Genomic DNA, 19,707 nt, shown 5'->3' with positions numbered 1-19,707 from the left:
GCCGGTCCTGATTCGATCCAGCCTCTTGAGGGGAGGAACACCATGAACCATCGCAAGACATTGCTCGCCGCCAGCATCATCACCGGTCTGTGCGTCTCCGGTGCGTTGTTTGCGCAGGACAGCACGGCCGCGGCCGACGCCAACCAGCCGAAGAAGACCAACGTCAAGGAACTGGCCACGGTAACCGTCACCGGCATCCGCGACAGCGAGGCCGAATCGCTGGCGTTGAAGAAGGCCGCCGATGCGCACGTGGAGGTGGTCACCGCCGAGGACATCGGCAAGCTGCCGGCCAAGAACGTGGCCGACACGCTGCAGCGACTTCCCGGCGTCAGCGTCGGCACCTCCAGCGCGGGCGAAGGCGGCTTCGACGAGAACGACCGCGTCAGCCTGCGCGGCACCGCGCCCAGCATGACCCAGACCCTGGTCGACGGCCACAACATCGGCACCGGCGACTGGTTCGTGCTCAACCAGACCGCCACCGTGGGCCGCAGCGTCAGCTACAGCCTGCTGCCGGCGGAGATCGTCAGCGAGGTGGTGGTGAACAAGACCTCCGAGGCGCGCCTGGTCGAGGGCGGCGCGGCCGGCACGGTCAACATCATCACCCGCAAGCCACTGCAGTTCGACAAGCCGGTGACCGTGCACGCGTCCGTCGGCGGCGTCTACTCCGACCTGCCCGGCACCACCAAGCCGCAGTTCAGCGGCCTGTTCAACTGGAAGAACGACGCCGGCACCTTCGGCGTGATGGCGCAGGCGTTCTACGAGGAGCGCAGCCTGCAGCGCAACGGCCAGGAAGTGCTCGGCCTGGAGCAGCTCAAGAGCACCGACGCCATCGTCGCCGCGCACCCGGATCTGAACGGCGTCTACTTCCCCAGCCTGATCGGCAACGTGCTGTTCACCCAGAAGCGCAAGCGCACCGGCGGGTCGGTGGACGTGCAGTTCAAGCCGACCGACAACGTGACGGTCAACCTGAACGGCTTCTACAGCAAGCTCAAGGCCAACAACTTCAACCGCAACTACATGATGTGGGCCACCCACTTCGTGCACGGCGCCACCAACCTCCAGCCCGGCTACGTCGTGGCCAACAACACGTTGACGAATGCCGTCTTCTCGCCCAGCAACGACGCGACGAACTACGGCATCTACGACCAGATCTCGCGCGAGGCCTCCGCCTCGACCCGCTTCTTCACCGCCGACGTCGACTGGCGCGCGAGCGACCGCCTGAGCTTCTCGGCCCAGCTCGGCACCACCAAGGGCGAAGGCTCCAGCCCGAAGCAGGACGTGCTGGAACTGAACACCGCGCCGGGCACCGGCGCCGCATGGGATTTCCGCGGCACCGGCAAGCCGGTCAACTGGTCGCTGGGGCCGGACAACAGCTCGCCGGCGGCCTCGGGCGTCAGCGCCAACTGGATCTTCGGCGAAGGCGGCATCAACGTCGAGGACAAGGAGAACTGGGGCAAGATCGACGGCGAGCTGGACTTCGACGACAGCACCCTGGCCTCGCTGCAGTTCGGCGTGCGCTACGCCGACCACACGCGCGAGAACCCCTATGCGTTCGCGCAGGGACCGAACGGCGGCGACTGGAGCAACCCGGCCAACTTCCCCGCCAGCTTCGGCCATTACCCGGGTGATTTCGGCAGCTCGCTGGGCGGCTCGTTCCCGACCAATATCTGGTACTACTCGCAGGCCGACCTGGCCGCCTACGACTCGAAGTACGCCAACCGCGGGCCGGAGCGGCTGTACCCGAACGACATCTACAAGGTGAACGAGAAGGACGGCGCGATCTACCTGCAGGCCAACTTCATCGGCGACCGCTGGAGCGGCAACGTGGGCGTGCGCTACGTGCACACCAAGCAGGCGGTGAACTACACCAGCACCTCGCCGCAGGAGACCGAAGTGCAGGGCCCGATCCTCGGCTCGGCGTTCTTCCCGGCCGGCTACTACTGGAACACCAACAACGCCAGCTACAGCAAGGCGCTGCCCAGCGCCAACCTGAAGTTCAACCTGACCGACGACGTGCTGGCGCGCGTGGCGGTGTCGCAGACGCTGACCCGGCCGGACTACTCGGCACTGGCCGGCACGGTGTCGCTGGATGACACCGGCCACACCGGCAGCGGCGGCAACCCGAACCTGAAGCCGCTGATCTCGACCAACTTCGACGCCGACCTGGAGTGGTATTTCGCGCCGCGCGGCCTGTTGTCGGCCGGCGTGTACCAGATGTCGCTGCAGAACTACGTCACCTTCGCTTCCGAGTCGCGCCTGTACAAGGACATGCCGGCCAGCACGGCGGCAGGGCACGATGTCTACTCGGCCTACCAGGTGAACATCCCCAGCAACGTCGACGGCAAGGTGCGCGGCGTGGAGTTGAACTACCAGCAGCCGATCGGCGACAACTTCGGCGTGGCGCTCAACTACACCTACGCCACCGGCAACGCCGACAACGGGCAGGACCTGCAGGGCACCTCGAAGAACACCGCCAACGCATCGGCCTTCTTCGAGAACGACAAGTTCAACGCGCGGGTGAGCTACACCTACCGCTCGTCGTACTTCGCCGGCCCGGACCGCGGCGGCTTCTTCTACATGCAGGGCACCGGCTACCTGTCCGCGTCGCTGGGCTACAGCATCAACGACTGGATGTCGGTGTCGCTGGACGGCCTCAACCTCAACAGCCCGAAGCTGCGCTACTACGTCAAGGGCGACGGTTACGGCATCCAGCCGCGTTCGACCTACATCAACGGTCGCCAGTACTACCTGAACCTCCGCTTCAAGTTCTGACGCAACGCCGCGGCATGGCGCGCCACGGACGGCGCGCCGACACCCTCCCCGTGCGGGCCCCGGCATTGGTTGGCGGGCCCGCTTTTTTTTGGCGTCGCATGGTGGCCCTGCGTGGCACCATGCGAGCGCGCACCGGAGAATGCGGATGACCCGTCGATGCCTGCCGACCCTGTATTGCCTGCTCGCGTTGCTCATGCTGCTGCTGCCACTGCCGCCGGCAAGCGCGACGGCCGCAGCGCCCTCGCTGATTCCGCTGCCTGCGCAACTCGTGCCGGGCGACGGCAGCTTCCGCGTCGACGCCGCCACCACCATCGTGGTGGCCGACCATGACCCGGCCACCACGCAGGCCGCGCACTACCTGATCGACCTGCTCTCGCGCACGCGCGGCCTGACGCTGCAGCCTGGCGGCGGCGCGAAACGCGCCATCGTGCTGCGGCGCGACCCACAGGCGCCGGTGGCGCAGGCCGGCGGCTATGCGCTCGATGTCGACACCCACGGCATCCGCGTCAGCGCGCGCGACGACGCCGGCCTGTTCCACGGCGTGGTCACGCTGTATCAGCTGCTCACGCCCGATGCCGCGCGCGGCGCGGTGGACGTGCCGGCGCTGTCCATCCGCGACTGGCCGCGCTTCGCCTGGCGCGGCGTGATGCTGGATTCGGTGCGGCATTTCCAGAGCGTGGCCGAAGTAAAAACCCTGCTCGACCAGATGGCCCAGCACAAGCTCGACGTGCTGCACTGGCATCTCACCGACGACCAGGGCTGGCGCATCCAGATCAAGCGTTATCCCGAGCTGACCAGGATCGGCGCGTGGCGCACGCCGCCGGACGCCGGCAGGGATGGCGAGCCGCAGCGCTACGGCGGCTTCTACACCCAGACCGAGATCCGCGACGTGGTGGCCTATGCCGCCGCGCGCCACATCACCATCGTGCCGGAGCTGGACATGCCCGGCCACGCGCAGGCCGCGGTGGCCTCGTATCCGCAGCTCGGCGTCACCGGCAAGCGTCCTGCGGTGTCCGTCGACTGGGGCGTGAACCCGTATCTGTACAACGTCGACGATGCCACCTTCGCCTTCATCGACAACGTGCTCGACGAGGTGATGGCGCTGTTCCCGTCGACCTACATCCACGTCGGCGGCGACGAGGCGATCAAGGACCAATGGCAGGCGTCGCCCGCGGTGCAGGCGAAGATGCGCGCGCTCGGCATCCGCGACGAGAACACCCTGCAGGGCTGGTTCATCGGCCGCATCGGCCGGTACCTGCAGCAGCACGGCCGCAAGCTGATCGGCTGGGACGAGATCCTCGAAGGCGACAAGCTGCCGGCCGACGCCACCGTGATGTCCTGGCGCGGCATCGACGGCGCGATCAAGGCCGCGCTGCTGGGCCACGACGTGGTGATGTCGCCCGCGCCGGACCTCTATTTCGACCACGTGCAGAGCGCGCTGGCCGACGAGTACGCCGGCCGCCTCGGCGTGGAATCGCTGCAGGACGTGTACGGTTTCCAGGCCATTCCCGGCGTGCTCGACGCGCGCCAGGCGAAACACGTGCTGGGCGTCCAGGCCAATTTCTGGACCGAGCACATGCCCGGTTTCGCCCACGTCGAGCACGCGGCGTTCCCACGGCTGGATGCGCTGGCCGAAGTCGCCTGGTCGCCGGACGCCCGCCGCGACTGGAGCGACTTCCTGTCGCGCCTGCCCGGCCAGCTCGCGCGTTACCGCGCCCAGCAGATTTCCTACGCCGACGGCGCCTTCGCGGTGGAGATCGCCACCGATCGCAACGTGGCGCTGGCCACCGGCCGTGCCACCGTCACGCTGGCCAGCCAGACCGGGTTCGGCGCGATCCGCTACACGCTCGACGGCAGCGCGCCCACCCCGGCCTCGCCGCGCTACGAGGCGCCGTTCAACGTGACCCTGCCGGTGACCGTGCGCGCCGCCAGCTTCGCCGCCGACGGCAGCGCGCTGGCTGCGCCGCGTGAACGGGTGCTCAGCCGCGCGGGGTTGCTGAGCCTTGCGGGCAACACCTTGCCCAACTGCCCCGGCAGCGACTTCCGCCTGCGCGTGCAGCCGTCGCCCGATGCGCTCAGCACCCAGCCGGTCTATGCGGTGAACGTGTTCGACAGCTGCCAGCTGTTCCCCGCCACGCGCATGGATGGCGTCGCGGCGATCCACGTCGACGCCGTGCGCCTGCCGCGCAACTTCGCGCTGGCGCACGAGCAGAAGCTGGTGGTGTCGCGCCCGCACGCCACGCCGTTCGGCGAACTGGTGGTGCATGCCGATCACTGCGACGGACCGGTGCTGGCGTCGATGCCGTTGCCCGATCCCGCGCACAGCCCGCGGCGCTTCAGGCTCGACGCGAAGCTGCCTGCGCAAAGCGGCGAACACGGCCTGTGCCTGATCTACACCGCGCCGATCGACGGGGCGCTGTACGCGCTGGAGAAGGTGTCGCTGCAGGCCACGCCATGAGCGCGTCGCATGCACGGTGCGGCGGCGTGGCATGAGCGCGCGGTCCACACGCCTCGCCTCGCTCGACGCGCTGCGCGGCTGCACGGTGGCCGCGATGCTGCTGGTCAACGACCCGGGCGACTGGGGTCACGTGTACCGGCCGCTGGAGCATGCGCAGTGGAACGGCTGCACGCCGACCGACCTGATCTTTCCGTTCTTCCTGTTCGTGGTCGGCGTGTCGGTGGCGCTGGCAATCCTGCCGCGGCTGGAGCGGGGTGCGTCCGCCGCCGAGCTGACCCGCGCGGCGATGTGGCGGGCCGCGCGCATCGTGCTGCTCGGCCTGGCCATCAACCTGCTGGCGACGTGGCTGCTGCCGGATCGCGGCATGCGCATTCCCGGCGTGCTGCAACGGATCGGCGTGTGCTTTGCCGCGGTGGCGCTGTTCGCCATCCGCACGCGGCCGCGCACGCAATGGTGCGCGATCGCCCTGCTGCTGCTCGGCTACTGGGGGCTGCTCGAACTCGGCGGCACGCTGGCGCCGTGGGCCAATCTCGCCAGCCGCACCGACAGCGCGGTGTTCGGCCACTACGTCTGGTCGATCGATCCGCTCAGCGGTCGCGGGCACGATCCGGAAGGCCTGCTCAGCACCTTGCCGGCGCTGGCCACCACCTTGCTCGGCCTGCGCGCGGGCTGCTGGTTGCGGCGCGGGCGGCTCAAGGCGCTGGGGCTGGGCGGTCTGCTGTCGCTGGCTCTCGGTGCGGGGTGGTCGCTGGTGCTGCCGTTCAACAAGAACCTGTGGACGCCCTCGTTCGTGCTGTGGACGGCCGGCTGGGCCGTGCTGGCGCTGCTGGCCTTCCACTGGCTGGTCGAGCGGCGCGGCTGGCCGCCGCTGGGGCGGCGCTTCGGCGTCAACGCCATCGCCGCCTATGCCGGCTCGGAGGTCATGCAGATCGTGCTGCCCGCCCTGGGCCAGGCCGCGTGGTACCGCACGGTGTTTGCGGGCTGGATGACGCCGCGCTTTGGGCCGTATGTGCCGTCGCTGGCATTCGCCGTGGTTTTCCTGGCGTTCTGGTGGCTGGTGGTGTGGGCGATGGATCGGCGGGGCATCTATCTCAAGCTGTGATTCGGCGAACGACGCAGGGCGGGCACCGCCCGCCGGCTTCTCCACCCAAAAGCGACGGGCGGTGTCGTGTCTACCGGCGTTGGTGCATGGCCCGGATCAGCAGACCCATCAACAGCAGGCCCAGCACCACGCCGAGGGCGGCGCCCCACAGCGCACCGACGTCGCCACCGACCAGGTAGCCCACGCCCGCGCCCAGCGGAAACAGCAGCAGCACCGGCAGGCAGCCCATCAGGATGCCTGCCGTATCGTGGCATCCGGTGCCGACGGGTGGCGCAGCAATACCGCACGCGCGCGTTGCCATTCGGCGGCGGACAGCTCGATCAGCGCCACCGGCTTGCCGCCGACCAGCGCGGCGATCGGCATGCCGTCGCGGTACAGCACGCGCGAGCCGGCCAGTGCCGGCACCTTGTCGCCGACCAGCACGGTGCCGACCAGGTTCAGCGGATCGCTGCCGCTGACGCAGACCAGCTCGTCGTCGTCCGCGCGCTGGCGGATCGCGCGCAGCGGCGCGATCGCCTCGGGCAAGGCAAACTGCTCGCCGACCAGGCCTTCGACGAAACGGCCGCCGCGGATTTCGCCGCGCGCCTCCAGGCGGTGGTACACGCGCAGCAGCTCGCGCCACGACGGCAGCCACGGCGCCTCGCGCTCCAGCAGCTTCCAGAACACCACGCCGTAGCGGCGCAGCAGGGTACGCGCAATATGTTCAATCGCCTCGGGCCCGGCCTTGGCGTCCGTGGCCGGGCCGCGCGCCAGTGCCCAGCGCCCCGCATCCTCGATCCCGCCAAATGCGTGCCGGCGCATGCGCCGGTGCCGTGTGCCGTCGCGTTTCGCCGCCGGCAGCAGCAGGGCGCGCAGACCGGCGAAGCTGTCCGCGCTGATCCGGCCGGCGGCCACCAGCTCGCCCAGCGCGTCTTCCAGCTCCGGCCGCAACAGGCGGGTGTCCACCAGCAACTCGTCGAAGAACAGCGCACCATGCTCGCGCAACGCCTCGGCCACGGCCTGGGCGCGCGACGACAGCAGGATGTCCTGCGGCTCGCCCGCGGCGACGGCCGTCCAGACGGCCATCTCCCGCCGGGGCAGCAGCACGATCGGCGTACTGCGCACCGGCCCGCCACCACCGCCGCCGCCGCTGCGCAGCCGGCTCCAGGCGATGCGGCCGGAACGGCACAGCTCGTCCAGCCAGCTGATCGAGTAATCGCCCACGCGCGCTGGCAGGATCTCCGCTTCCCACGCGCCGGCCGCGGCCTCGTAACCTTCCAGCTGTGCCAGCGTGGCGACCAGCGCATCGGGGCCGTTCAAGCGGGTGGCCGCCGACACGTGCTGCCAGTCGAACAGGAAGCGCATCAGCGCGCGCCGGCTGACCGGCTCGATCTCGCGGCGCAGGCGGCCGATGGTGTAACGGTGGATGCGTGCCAGCAGATGGCGCTCGCACCATTCGGTGTCGCCGGCGTCGGCGGTGAAGCGGCCCTGCATCACGTAGCCTTCGGACTGCAGCCGCAGCAGCGCCTGCTCGACTTCGCCGGTCTCGACGTGGAGGGATTGCGCCAATCCGTTCACGGTGACCGGGCCGAGTCCGCCGAGGCGGTGGCGCACGAGTTCCAGCAGCGCGTCCTCGCGCGTCCAGGGCTGCGCGGCGTATTCGGCGGGTGCGGCGATCGGCGGTTGCATCGATGCCGCAGGATGCAGCGCCTGCCACAGCGGAAGTTGTTCGGCAGACGTCCATGCGTCGCCGAGCCGGGTGGCGCGCTTCGCCTTCGCCAGCGCCTGCAGTCGCTCGTTCCAGTCGGGGTTGGCGGCGACTTCATCGGCGGTGACGAAACCCAGCAAGGTCAGCGCCTCGTGCATCTCGTCGGCGTCGCGCACCTGCGGCCAGGCTTCCTCGCGTACGGCGGCGATCGCCTCGGGATCGAGCCGGCCCAGATCGTCGGCGCTGTCGGCGTCGTTCCAGCGGCGCGTCTGCACGGCCTGGGTGCGGCGCTCCTCCAGCGGCGCGTCGTCGAGGAAGGCGTACGGTGCCGCGTTCAACACCTCGGCGGCGAGCGGGCTGGGTGCGGTGAGGTCGCGTGCGACGATGGCGATCTCGCCGGCCTCCAGCTGGCGCAGGATCGCCAGCAGGCCGTCCACGTCCATCGCCTCGCGCAGGCAGTCGTGCAGGGTCTGGTTGACCAGCGGGTGATCCGGCACCTCGCGCTCGCCCACGATGTTTTCCAGGCAGGCGACCTGATCGGGGAACACCGCGGCGAGCAGGTCCTCGCTCTTCATCCGCTGCAGCGGCGGCGGGGTTTTCTTGCCACCGGTGAAGCGCGGCAGCGCCAGCGCGGTCACCGCATTCCAGCGCCAGCGCGCGGGGAACAGCGGCGCGTCGAGCAGGGCCTGAATCAGCACATGCTCGGCGGTGTTCGAGTGCAGGTAATGCGCCACTTCCTCCAGCGGAAAGCTGTGGCTGGTCGACAGCGACAGCACGATCGCGTCCTCGGTCGCCGCCGCCTGCAGCTCGAAGTTGAACTGGCGGCAGAAGCGCTTGCGCAGCGCCAGCCCCCAGGCGCGGTTGATGCGGCTGCCCCACGGCGTGTGGATCACCAACTGGGTGCCGCCGGATTCGTCGAAGAAGCGCTCCAGCACCAGGGTATGCTGGCTCGGCAGCACGCCGAGCGCGGCTTTCGCGCGGGCGAGGTAGTCGACGAGTTGCTGCGCGGCGGCGTCGGGGAGGCCCAATTCCGCACGGAGCCATTCGAGCGCTCGGGTATTGCTCCCCTCTCCCGTCGGGAGAGGGGTTGGGGGAGAGGGTTCGGGCGAGCCGGAATGTTCGGCGACAACCGTACCCTCACCCCTGCCCCTCTCCCAAGGGGAGAGGGGTTCAAGCCGCGCGGAGATTTCCTCGCGCAGCCGCGACACGCCGAACGACAGTTCGTCGCTGCGCCCCGGTGCCTCGCCCAGCCAGAACGGAATGCTCGGCGGCGCGCCGTGCGCGTCCTCCACGCGCAGCCGGTCGCGCTCGACGCGCTGGATGCGGTAGCTGGCGTTGCCGAGCTGGAAGATGTCGCCGGCCATGCTCTCGACCGCGAAATCCTCGTTCACCGTGCCGACGATGATCGCCTGCGGTTCCAGCACCACCTTGTAGTCGGCGGTGTCGGGAATGGTGCCGCCGGAGGTCAGCGCGGTGAGCCGCGCGCTGCGCCGCGGGCGCAACTGGCGGTTCACCGCGTCGCGATGGATGTACGCCGCGCGCGGGCCCTGGCGGGTGGTGAAGCCTTCGGCCAGCATGCGCACAACTGCGTCGAAATCGGCTCGGGCGAGATCGCGGTACGGGTACGCCCGACGCACCAGCGCGTACAGCGCGTCCTCGTCCCACTCGGCGCAGGCGACCTCGGCGACGATCTGCTGCGCCAGCACGTCCAGCGGCTGCGGCGGCATCACCAGCGCGTCGAGTTCGCCGCGGCGCACGCAGTCGAGCAGGGCGGTGCATTCGATCAGGTCGTCGCGGGTGGCCGGGAACAGCCGCGCCTTCGGCGTGCCGTCGATGCTGTGGCCGGAGCGGCCGGCGCGCTGCAGGAACGCGGCGATCGAGCGCGGCGAGCCGAGCTGGCAGACCAGGTCGACTTCGCCGATGTCGATGCCCAGCTCCAGCGACGCGGTGGCCACCAGCACCTTCAGTTCGCCGCGCTTGAGCCGCTGCTCGGCGTCCAGCCGCAGCTCCTTGGCCAGGCTGCCGTGATGCGCGGCGACGTGCTCCTTGCCGAGCCGCTCGGACAGGTGCCGCGCGGCGCGCTCGGCCATGCGCCGCGTGTTGACGAAGACCAGGGTGGTGCGGTGCGCGTGCACCAGCTGCGCGAGGCGGTCGTAGACCAGCTCCCAGCTGTCGTTCGACATCACCGCTTCCAGCGGGACGGGCGGGACTTCGATGGCGAGGTCGCGCGGGCGGGTGTGGCCCGTGTTGATGATGGTGCACGGATCTTCCTTCTCCCCCTCGGGGAGAAGGGAGTGCTGAGCGCCGACCAGAAAGTCGGCGACTTTTTCTATGGGCTTCTGCGTCGCCGACAAGCCGATCCGCAGCAGGCGCCGCTGGCACAGCGACGCCAGCCGCTCCAGCGACAAGGCCAGATGCGAACCGCGCTTGCTGCCGGCGATGGCGTGGATCTCGTCGACGATCACCGTGCGCACGCCCGCCAGCATGGAACGGCCCGAGGCCGAGCCGAGCAACACGTACAGCGACTCCGGCGTGGTCACCAGGATGTGCGGCGGCTGCTTGCGCAGCAGGTTGCGTTCGACCTGCGGGGTGTCGCCGGTGCGCACGGCGGTGCGGATCGCCACGTCGGGCAGGCCGAGCTTTTCCAGCTCGGCGCGGATGCCTTCCAGCGGCGCTTCCAGATTGACATGGATGTCGTTCGACAATGCTTTCAGCGGCGACACGTAGAGCACCGTGGTGGCGTCGGCCAGCACGCCGCCGTGCGCCACGCCCTCGCGCACCAGTTCGTCGATGGCGGCGAGGAAGGCGGTGAGCGTCTTGCCGGAGCCGGTCGGCGCGGCGACCAGGGTGTGCTGGCCGGCGCGGATCGACGGCCACGCCGCCGCCTGCGCCGCGGTGGGTGCGGCGAAGCTGCGGCGGAACCAGGCGGCGACCGCCGGGTGGAAGGCTTCGAGGATTCGGGAGTCCATGCGCGGCGGCACCGGTCGGGGCGGTGGCGGGGAGTGGGACACCCGATCATATATGGGGGCCGCGGCTGCCGTCGCAACCGGCGCGCAGCGGTGCGCGGTCGGCGCGGGCATGTCAGTATTCGCGCTCCATCGGCGCATCGCGTGGAGGCGCTGCAGGACGGTGATCGAACGGGAGGAAGCGGTGCAGGCGCCATCGGATTCGCGGAGCGAGGAAACCGGAGTCACCAGCTGGCAGACCATGGCCGATGGCCAGCGCCTGCTGTTGCGCGACTGGCCGCGACAGGGGGCGCGCGGGGCCGTGCTGTTCGTGCATGGCCTGGGCGAACACAGCGGCCGTTACGATCGCGTCGCCGCGTGGTTCAACCAGCGCGGCTATGCCGTGCGCGGCTACGACCAGCGTGGCCACGGGCAGTCGCCCGGGCGGCGCGGCGCGCTGCGCCATCGCGACGACCTGCTGGCGGATCTGGCGGCGGTCTATCAGGAGTACGCGCGCGCCACGCCGCACCAGCCGCTGCTGCTCGGCCACAGCATGGGCGGTCTGGTGGCCGCGCGAGCCGTGCTCGACGGCGCGCTGGCGCCGCCGGCGCTGGTGCTGTCCTCGCCGGCGCTGCGCACTCACGAATCGCCGCAGATGATCCGGCTGGCCGCGATACTCGGCCGCTGGCTGCCGAACCTGCCGCTGCGCAACGGGCTGGATGCCGGCAAGCTGTCGCACGATCCGCAGGTAGCCGCCGACTACCGCGCCGATCCGCTGCGCCACGGCTGGATCACCCCGCGGCTGGCCGATTTCATCTTCCGCGAAGGCGCCGCCTGCATCGCCGATGCCGCCGAGCTGGCCGTGCCCACCCTGCTGCTGGTGGCCGAGAGCGACGCACTGGTCGACCCCGCCGGCAGCCGTGCCTTCGCCAGGGCGGCGGCATCGAGCGGCCAACTGACCACGCGCTTCTTCGCCTCGCTGTACCACGAGCTGTTCAACGAAACCGAACCGGGCCGCGGCCAGGTGCTGATGCAACTGGGCGACTGGCTGGGTCGGCAGTTGCCTCGTTGAGAAAACGCGCGTGCCCGATCCGTGCCATCGGCCCGCCATGAATGGCGGCGATACTTCGATCCAATCTCAGGGAGAGACCACCATGTACGCACGATCGTTTGCGCGCTTTGCGCGGGTATGGCCAGTCCTGTTGTCGGGCCTGTTGCTGGTCGCCTGCGGGCGCGGCCATGACGGCCATCCGCCCACGCTGCAGGGTGCGCCGGGCACGGCCGCCTCGGCGGCGCCGGCGCCGGCCGCAACCAGCTTCGCCCTGCTTTCGGCCAGCTCCCGCAGCAGCGACTCGCGCACCGCGCTGACCCTGCGCTTCAACGCCACGCTGGCCTCGGCGCAGGCGTTCGACACGCTGATCGCGGTGACCGGCCCGAACGGCGAAGTGGTCAGCGGCAGCTGGAGCCTCGACAACGACGGCAAGACGCTGAACTTCCCGTTCGTGCAGGCGAACACGCGCTATGCGGTGCAGCTCAAGGCCGGCCTGCTCGCCGCCGACGGCCGCACCCTCGGCCACGCGGTGAAGCACGACGTGTACTCCGGCAACCTGCCGGCGGCGGTCGGCTTCGCCTCGCACGGCAGCGTGCTGCCGGCGCGCGGCACCCGCGGCCTGCCGCTGGTGTCGATGAACGTGCACGACGCCGACGTGGAGTTCTTCCGCGTGCGCGACGACGCGCTGTCCGACCTGTTCTGCGCGTACCCGCGCAACGGCCATCGCGACAGCTACGAACTCGACCACGACGTCGCCTACTACAACAGCTGCGGCGAAGGGGATGATCGGCGCAGCCGCATGCCGATCACCGAAATCGCCGACTCGGTCTACGCCAACCACTACACCCTGGGCGGCGAACCGAACGAGCGCGCCGTGACCTACCTGCCGGTGCAGAACATCAAGGAGCTGGCGCAGCCGGGCGTGTACATGGCGGTGGTCAAGGCCGGCGGCACGTTCAAGGACGGCTACGACACCGCCACCTTCTTCGTCAGCGACCTCGGCCTGCACCTGCGCGTGTACCGCGACAACGTGCTGCTGCACGTGGCCTCGCTGCGCGACGGCACGCCGGTGAATGCGGTGGACATCGAGATCCGCGACGCGGCCGGGCGCAGCAAGCTCAAGGCCACCACCGGCGCCGACGGCAACGCGCTGCTCGCGTACAAGGTCAGGGCTTCCGACGTGCTGGTGGCGCGCCACGGCAAGGACGTCTCGGTGCTGCCGTTCAACCGGCCGGCGCTGGACGTGTCCAACTTCGACATCAGCGGCCGCAGGCAGGCGCCGTTCGAGGTCTACGCCTGGTCCGGCCGCGACCTGTACCGTCCCGGCGAGACGCTGCGCGCCTCGGCGCTGCTGCGCGACGACGACGGCAAGCCGATGAAGGCGCAGTCGCTGTTCGTGCGGGTGAAGCAGCCGGACGGCCGTACCCTGGTGGAAAAGCGGCTGGAGCCGCAGCAGCTCAACTACTTCGAGCTGAGCCAGGCGATCCCGGCCGACGCGCCGACCGGGTTGTGGCAACTGGAGTTCCGCCTCGATCCTTCAGCCAAGGAGACCGTGCAGGCGTTCCCGTTCCACGTCGAGGAGTTCCTGCCCGAGCGGCTCAAGGTGGATTTGTCCAGCCCGCAGCAGCGGCTGGCGCCGGGCGAGCCGCTGAAGCTGAAGGTCGCCTCCAGCTACCTGTACGGCGCGCCGGCCGACGGCAACCGCTTCACCGCGAAACTGCTGGTGGCGCCGGAAGTGCATCCGCTGGAGAAGATGAAGGACACCTTCTTCGGCAACCCGCTGGTCGAGCTGCCGAAGAGCGCCGACGACGTGGTCGACGCGAAGCTCGACGCGCAAGGCGTGCTGGAGCAGGACGTGGCGCTGCCCGACGACGTGAAACCGGTCGCGCCGCTGGCGGTGACCCTGTCCGGCAGCGTGTACGAGAGCGGCGGCCGCGCGGTGACGCGGCTGCTCAAGCGCACCTATTGGCCGGCCGACGCGCTGGTCGGCGTGCGCCCGCTGTTCGATCCGAAGCAGGGCGCGGAGAGCGAAAGCCCGGTCGGTTTCGAGATCGTGCGCGCGAACGCGGACGGCGCGCTGGTCGCAGGCAGCCACCTGAAAGTGCGCCTGCAGCGCGAGCTGCGCGATTTCTACTGGCTGTACGAGCGCGATGGCGGCTGGCAGTCGAATGCGAACCAGCGCCTGCAGCTGATCGAGGAGAAGGACGTCGACGTGGCCGCCGGCAAGTCGGCCCAGGTGGAATTCCCGGTGCAGTGGGGCAGCTACCGCGTCGAGGTGTACGACCCGGCCACTAAACTCACCACGGTGTTCCCGTTCTTCGCCGGCTACAGCTGGGACGACGAGAACCTGGGCAAGGAAGCGCGCCCGGACAAGGTCAAGCTGCAGCTGGACAAGGCGCGCTACCGCGCCGGCGACAGCATGAAGGTCACGGTGACGCCGCCGCAGCCCGGCCCCGGCGTGCTGCTGGTGGAATCGGACCACCTGCTCTACACGAAGAACATCGACGCGAAAGCCGGTGCCACCTTCGAGATCCCGGTGACCAAGGAGTGGGAACGCCACGACGTCTACGTGACCGCCCTGGTGTTCCGCGGCGGCGAAGCGGCCGAACACACCACGCCGGCGCGCGCGATGGGCGTGGAATACGTGGCGATGGACCGCAACGACCGGCGCATTCCGCTGAAGCTCGATGCGCCCGCGCTGATGCGCCCGGGCAATCCGCTCGAGGTCGGCGTGCAGGCCACCGGTCTGGCCGGGCAGAAGGCCTTCGTCACGCTGTCGGCGGTCGACCAGGGCGTGCTCAACATCACCGACTACCCGGTGCCCGACGCGTGGGCGTGGCTGTTCGCCAAGCGTGCCCTGAGCGTGGATGCGTACGACCTGTACAGCCGCATCATCGAGGCGATGGACGGCGCCGAGGCGAAGCTGCGCTACGGCGGCGACATGAGCGGTGCGGCGTTGCCGAAGGCCACCCGGCTCAACCCGAAGGTACAGATCGTCGACCTGTTCGCCGGCCCGGTGGCGTTCGACGCGCAGGGCAGGGCCACGCTGCACGTCGACGTGCCCGACTTCAACGGCAGCCTGCGCCTGGCCGCGCTGGCGTACACCGACAGCCGCTACGGCAACGCCGACGGCGCGGTCACCGTGCGTGCGCCGCTGGTGGTCGAGCCGAGCACGCCGCGGGTGATGGCGGCCGGCGACCAGGCGATGATCAGCCTCGATCTGAAGAACCTGTCTGGCAAGGACGGCACCGCGAAAGTGAGCGTCAAGGGCGGCGGCCCGATCACGGTGGACAAGGCCACCCAGAGCGCGGCGTTGAAGGATGGCGCCGGCACCACCCTGCACATGCCGGTCACCGCCGGCGCGGGCGCCGCGGTGGCGACGGTGGACATCCACGCCGAGCTCAACGATTACAGCGTGGACCGCCACTTCGAATTTGCGGTGCGCCCGGCCTGGCCGGAAACGGTAAGCACCACGCCCATGGCGCTGGAGGCCGGCAAGCCCGAGCACCTCGGCGCCGCCGCGATCGCCGGCCTGTTGCCGGCCACGGTGAACGCGCGGATCACCCTGAGCACCTTGCCGCCGCTGCCGTATGCGGCCGCGCTGCGCGACATGCTGCGCTACCCGTACGGCTGCATCGAGCAGACCACCAGCAAGGGCTACGCCGCCTTGATTCTGGACGGCCAGACGGCCAAGGCATTGGGCGCGCAAGTGATGAGCGACGCCGTGCGCAAGGCCGCGGTGGACGGCGCACTGTCGCGGATCGCCTCGTTCCAGGCCAGCAACGGCCACTTCAGCTTCTGGGGCGGCAGCAGTCCGATCGTCACCTTCACCACGCCGTACGTGGTCGACTTCATGCTGGACGCGCGCGACGCCGGCTTCGCGGTACCGCAGGACGTGCTGCAGAAAGCGCTGCAGCGGCTCAACGACGACCTGCTCGCCGGCGGCCACCCGTACTACGAGTACGAGCAGCACGACCATCTGCGCATCGCCGACGAGGCGTACTCCGGCTTCGTGCTGGCCCGCGTCAACCGTGCGCCGCTGGGCACGCTGCGCGCGATCTTCGACAACGAACGGCAGAAGCTGATCGCGCCGCTGCCGCTGGTGCACCTGGGCATCGCGCTGAAGCTGATGGGAGACACCGAGCGCGCGCAGAAGGCCGTGGACGAGGCGTTCGCGTGGAGCAAGGAGCGCCCGTGGTACGTCGGCGATTACGGCTCTGACCTGCGCGACCTGGCGCTGATGGTCGCGCTCACCCACACCTACGGCATGAGCAAGCCCGCCTACGACGCCAAGCTGGTCGACTGGGCGCGCAACGCCACCGCGAACGTGCGGGTGCGCCAGCAGCAGGACAAGGATTACCGCTGGTCGTGGTCGTACCTGAGCACGCAGGAGCAGGCGGCGATCGCCCGCGTGGCAGCGGCGTTCGATGCGAAAAGCAACGCCCCGCTGGCCGCCACGCTTACGGTGAACGGCAAGACCGAACAGGCACCGGACCAGCGCGTGTGGAGCCGCGCGCTCAGCGTGGCCGAGCTCAGCGCCGGCGTCAGCGTGCAGCCGACCAGCGACGCGGCGATCTTCGCCACGCTCGACGTGGCCGGCATCCCGCAGCAGGCACCGCCGGCCGACGCCAGCCAGATCGACGTGCGGCGCAGCTACTTCACCACCGACGGCAAGCCGTGGAGCGGCAGCCAGTTGAAGGAAGGCGACACGCTGATCGTCGAACTGAGCATCGAGGCGCGCATGAACGTCCCCGACGCCCTGGTCACCGATCTGCTGCCGGGCGGCCTGGAGGTGGAGAACCTCAACCTCGGCGGCGCGCAGTCGTGGTCCGGCGTGGTGATCGACGGCATCGAACTGGACCAGCACGCCGCCGCCGCGCAGATCGTGCACGAGGAGTACCGCGACGACCGTTACGCCGCCGCCCTCAACCTCAGTCGTGGCGACAAGGCCCGCGTGTTCTACCTGGTGCGCGCGGTGACGCCGGGCACGTACACCGTGCCGCCGCCGCTGGTCGAGGACATGTACCGCCCGGCGATTCGCGGCATCGGCAAGGTCGAACCGGCGAAGATCACCGTGGTCGAACCGTAGGAGCTCGCCCCGGGGGGTGATGCTCCCGGGTGGCTCTTGGAACAGAAAGGCTGGTTGGAGTCGCGGCATGCCCTTCGACTTCGGCCTGCGGCCTACGCTCAGGGCGAACGGTGTGGAAGACCGTTCACCCTGAGCGTAGCTCGCGTCAGCGAGCGAAGTCGAAGGGCCCCACCATGACCAACGCCAACCCGTTCCGCCGAAGATCCCGCCTCAAGCACGGGCTACGTGTCTTCGCGATTGTCTTCATCGGCGCCGTGCTCGTCGCGTTCGCCCTCGACCGCCTGTTCCCGCTGCATTTGCCCGCGCCCGACACCGGCAGCACGGTGGTGCTGGCACGCGACGGCACGCCGCTGCGCGCGTTTGCCGACAGCGACGGCGTGTGGCGTTACCCGACCACGGCGAAGCAGGTCTCGCCGCTGTACCTGAAAGCGCTGCTGACCTACGAGGACCGCTGGTTCTACCGCCATCCCGGCGTCAATCCCTACGCCTTGCTGCGCGGTCTCGCCGGCGGCCTGCGCCATGGCCGCATCGTCTCGGGCGGTTCGACGCTGACCATGCAGGTGGCGCGGATCATCGAACCGATCCCGCACAGCTTCCGCGGCAAGCTGGTGCAGATCTTCCGCGCGCTGCAGCTGGAAGTGCACCTGAGCAAGCCGCAGATCCTCGACCTGTACCTCAACCACGCGCCGTTCGGCGGTCCGATCGAAGGTGTCGAGGCGGCCTCGTGGGCGTACCTGGGCAAGCCGGCCAGCCGGCTGTCGCACGCCGAGGCGGCGCTGCTGGCGGTACTGCCGCAATCGCCGAGCCGGCTGCGGCCGGATCGCCATCCCGAGGCGGCGCGCGCCGCGCGCGACAAGGTGCTGCGCCGCATGCGCGACCTCGGCGTGTGGAGCGCGGATGAGGTGCGCGACGCAGCGATCGAACCGGTGGTGGCGCGTTCGCTGCGCGCGCCGTTGTCCGCGGCCTTGCTGGCCGAACGCCTGCACCGCGCACAGCCGCAGGCGCGGCGAATCCGCAGCACCATCGACGCCAACCTGCAGCGCGCCGCCGAAGACCGCGTGAGCACGTATTTGTCGCGGTTGCCGGCACACACGTCGGCGGCGCTGCTGGTGGTCGACAACGCGACGCTGGAGGCGCGCATCTACGTCGGCACCAGCGACTTCGCCGATCCGCAGCGGCACGGCTACATCGACATGGTGAACGCGCCGCGCTCGCCCGGCTCGACGCTGAAGCCGTTCCTGTACGGCCTGGCGCTGGACGACGGCCTGATCCACTCGCAGAGCCTGCTGGTCGACGCGCCGCAGGACTTCGGCGGCTACAAGCCGGGCAATTTCGACGAGGCGTTCTCCGGCCCGGTCAGCGCCGCCGAGGCGCTGCAGCGCTCGCTCAACGTGCCGGCGGTGGATGTGCTGGATCGGGTCGGGCCGAACCGCTTCGTGGCGCGACTGGCCAACGGCGGCGTCGACCTCGGCCTGCCGGCCGGTGCGCAGCCGAACCTGTCGATCATCCTCGGCGGCGCGTCCACGCGACTGGAAAACCTGGTCGGCGCGTACACCGCGTTCGCCAACGGCGGCCTCGCCGGCACGCCGCGCTACACCATGGAACAACCGGCGCGCCCGCGCCGGCTGCTGTCGCCCGGCGCGGCGTGGATCATCCGCGACATCCTCGCCAGCAACCCGGCCGACGTCGAGGGCGGCCCGCTCGCCGGCGCGATCAACCGGCACGCCACGGTGGCGTGGAAGACCGGCACCAGCTACGGCTACCGCGACGCCTGGTCGATCGGCGTCACCGACCGCTGGACCGTCGGCGTGTGGATCGGCCGCCCGGACGGCACGCCGTCGCCCGGCCAGTACGGCGCGGTGACCGCGTTGCCGCTGCTGTTCCAGATCGTCGACATGCTGCCCTCGCGCGGCGGCCACGCGCGTGCGCAGCCGGCCAGCGTCAGCCGGCGCGACATCTGCTGGCCGCTCGGCGGCGCGGCGGAGAACACCCCGCCCGACCTGTGCCGCCAGCGCCGCAGCGCCTGGGTGCTCGACGCCGCCTTGCCGCCCACCTTCGCCGAACGCGATCTCGGCGCGTGGTCCGCCGGCCTGCTCCGCTTGCGCGTCAATGCGAAAGGCCAGCGCCTCAGCGGCGCCTGCCACGCCGCGCACGAACGCACGATCCAGCTCGCGCGCTGGCCCGCGCTGGCCACGCCGTGGCTCCGCGTCGACGACCGCGCCGCCGCGGCGCTGCCGCCGCTCGCCCCCGGCTGCGCACCCGATTCGCTGGACCGCGCCACGCCGATCCGCATCGCCGGCTTGGCCAGCGGCGTCACCCTGCGCCGCGCGCCGAACAGCGACCAGCCGCTGCGCGTGACCCTGCGCGCCCTCGGTGCCGAGGGCGAAGTGCAATGGCTGCTTGACGGCCGCCTGCAAGGCAGCAGCGTGGGCGCCGCCGTACAATCCCTCGTGCTGCACCGGCCCGGCCCGCACACCGTCACCGCGCTGACCCGGGACGGCGCCTTCAGCGCCGTGCGCTTCCGTGTGGCGGACTGAAATCGCGCCGGCGTGAACCTCGCGCCGCCGGCGTGGTCAACGAGCCGCACGACCGGGCGAATTGCG

At 70.2% G+C, this 19,707-nt stretch carries 8 protein-coding genes; 6 read left to right on the top strand and 2 right to left on the bottom strand.

All coding sequences use genetic code 11. The annotated features are described in order from the left end of the window. Positions 1 to 42: 42 nt before the first annotated feature. The 3 genes from ACVCL3_RS10455 to ACVCL3_RS10445 all read left to right on the top strand — a co-directional run bounded on the left by ACVCL3_RS10455 (position 43) and on the right by ACVCL3_RS10445 (position 6,332). The gene (locus ACVCL3_RS10455; RefSeq protein ID WP_447101219.1) at positions 43 to 2,772 is read left to right on the top strand and encodes a TonB-dependent receptor; all 2,730 of its coding nucleotides are present in this window, start codon (positions 43 to 45) and stop codon (positions 2,770 to 2,772) included. A 145-nt stretch (positions 2,773 to 2,917) separates the two neighbouring features. Beyond that, positions 2,918 to 5,230: a beta-N-acetylhexosaminidase gene (locus ACVCL3_RS10450; RefSeq protein ID WP_447101218.1), complete on the top strand. Its 2,313-nt coding sequence runs from the start codon at positions 2,918 to 2,920 to the stop codon at positions 5,228 to 5,230. Positions 5,231 to 5,261: 31 nt separating this feature from the next. Further along, positions 5,262 to 6,332 (top strand): acyltransferase family protein, encoded by a 1,071-nt coding sequence (locus tag ACVCL3_RS10445; protein WP_447101217.1) that lies wholly within the window; start codon positions 5,262 to 5,264, stop codon positions 6,330 to 6,332. A 70-nt stretch (positions 6,333 to 6,402) separates the two neighbouring features. On the opposite strand, the gene ACVCL3_RS10440 is transcribed toward ACVCL3_RS10445, so the two are convergent. Together ACVCL3_RS10440 and ACVCL3_RS10435 are read right to left on the bottom strand one after the other, a co-directional pair. Further along, on the bottom strand, positions 6,403 to 6,561 hold the full coding sequence (locus tag ACVCL3_RS10440) for a hypothetical protein (RefSeq protein ID WP_395120912.1): 159 nt from the start codon (positions 6,559 to 6,561) through the stop codon (positions 6,403 to 6,405). Next, the gene (locus tag ACVCL3_RS10435; RefSeq protein WP_447101216.1) at positions 6,561 to 10,988 is read right to left on the bottom strand and encodes a DEAD/DEAH box helicase; all 4,428 of its coding nucleotides are present in this window, start codon (positions 10,986 to 10,988) and stop codon (positions 6,561 to 6,563) included. The genes ACVCL3_RS10440 and ACVCL3_RS10435 overlap by 1 nt, the downstream gene beginning before the upstream one ends. Before the next feature lie 238 nt (positions 10,989 to 11,226). Here ACVCL3_RS10435 and ACVCL3_RS10430 point away from each other — a divergent pair, with 238 nt between their 5' ends. The 3 genes from ACVCL3_RS10430 to pbpC all read left to right on the top strand — a co-directional run bounded on the left by ACVCL3_RS10430 (position 11,227) and on the right by pbpC (position 19,641). Further along, complete coding sequence (locus tag ACVCL3_RS10430) at positions 11,227 to 12,036, top strand: alpha/beta hydrolase (RefSeq protein WP_395121310.1); 810 nt, start codon at positions 11,227 to 11,229, stop codon at positions 12,034 to 12,036. Positions 12,037 to 12,118: 82 nt separating this feature from the next. Beyond that, on the top strand, positions 12,119 to 17,104 hold the full coding sequence (locus ACVCL3_RS10425) for an alpha-2-macroglobulin family protein (RefSeq protein ID WP_447101215.1): 4,986 nt from the start codon (positions 12,119 to 12,121) through the stop codon (positions 17,102 to 17,104). 173 nt (positions 17,105 to 17,277) lie between these two features. Further along, the gene (gene pbpC / locus ACVCL3_RS10420) at positions 17,278 to 19,641 is read left to right on the top strand and encodes a penicillin-binding protein 1C (protein WP_447101214.1); all 2,364 of its coding nucleotides are present in this window, start codon (positions 17,278 to 17,280) and stop codon (positions 19,639 to 19,641) included. The last annotated feature ends 66 nt before the right edge of the window (positions 19,642 to 19,707 follow it).

The sequence above is a fragment of the Rhodanobacter sp. UC4437_H4 genome, from assembly GCF_052978425.1.
Note: the sequence above shows the minus strand (reverse complement) of the source record. Positions and strands in the feature narration are given on the sequence as shown.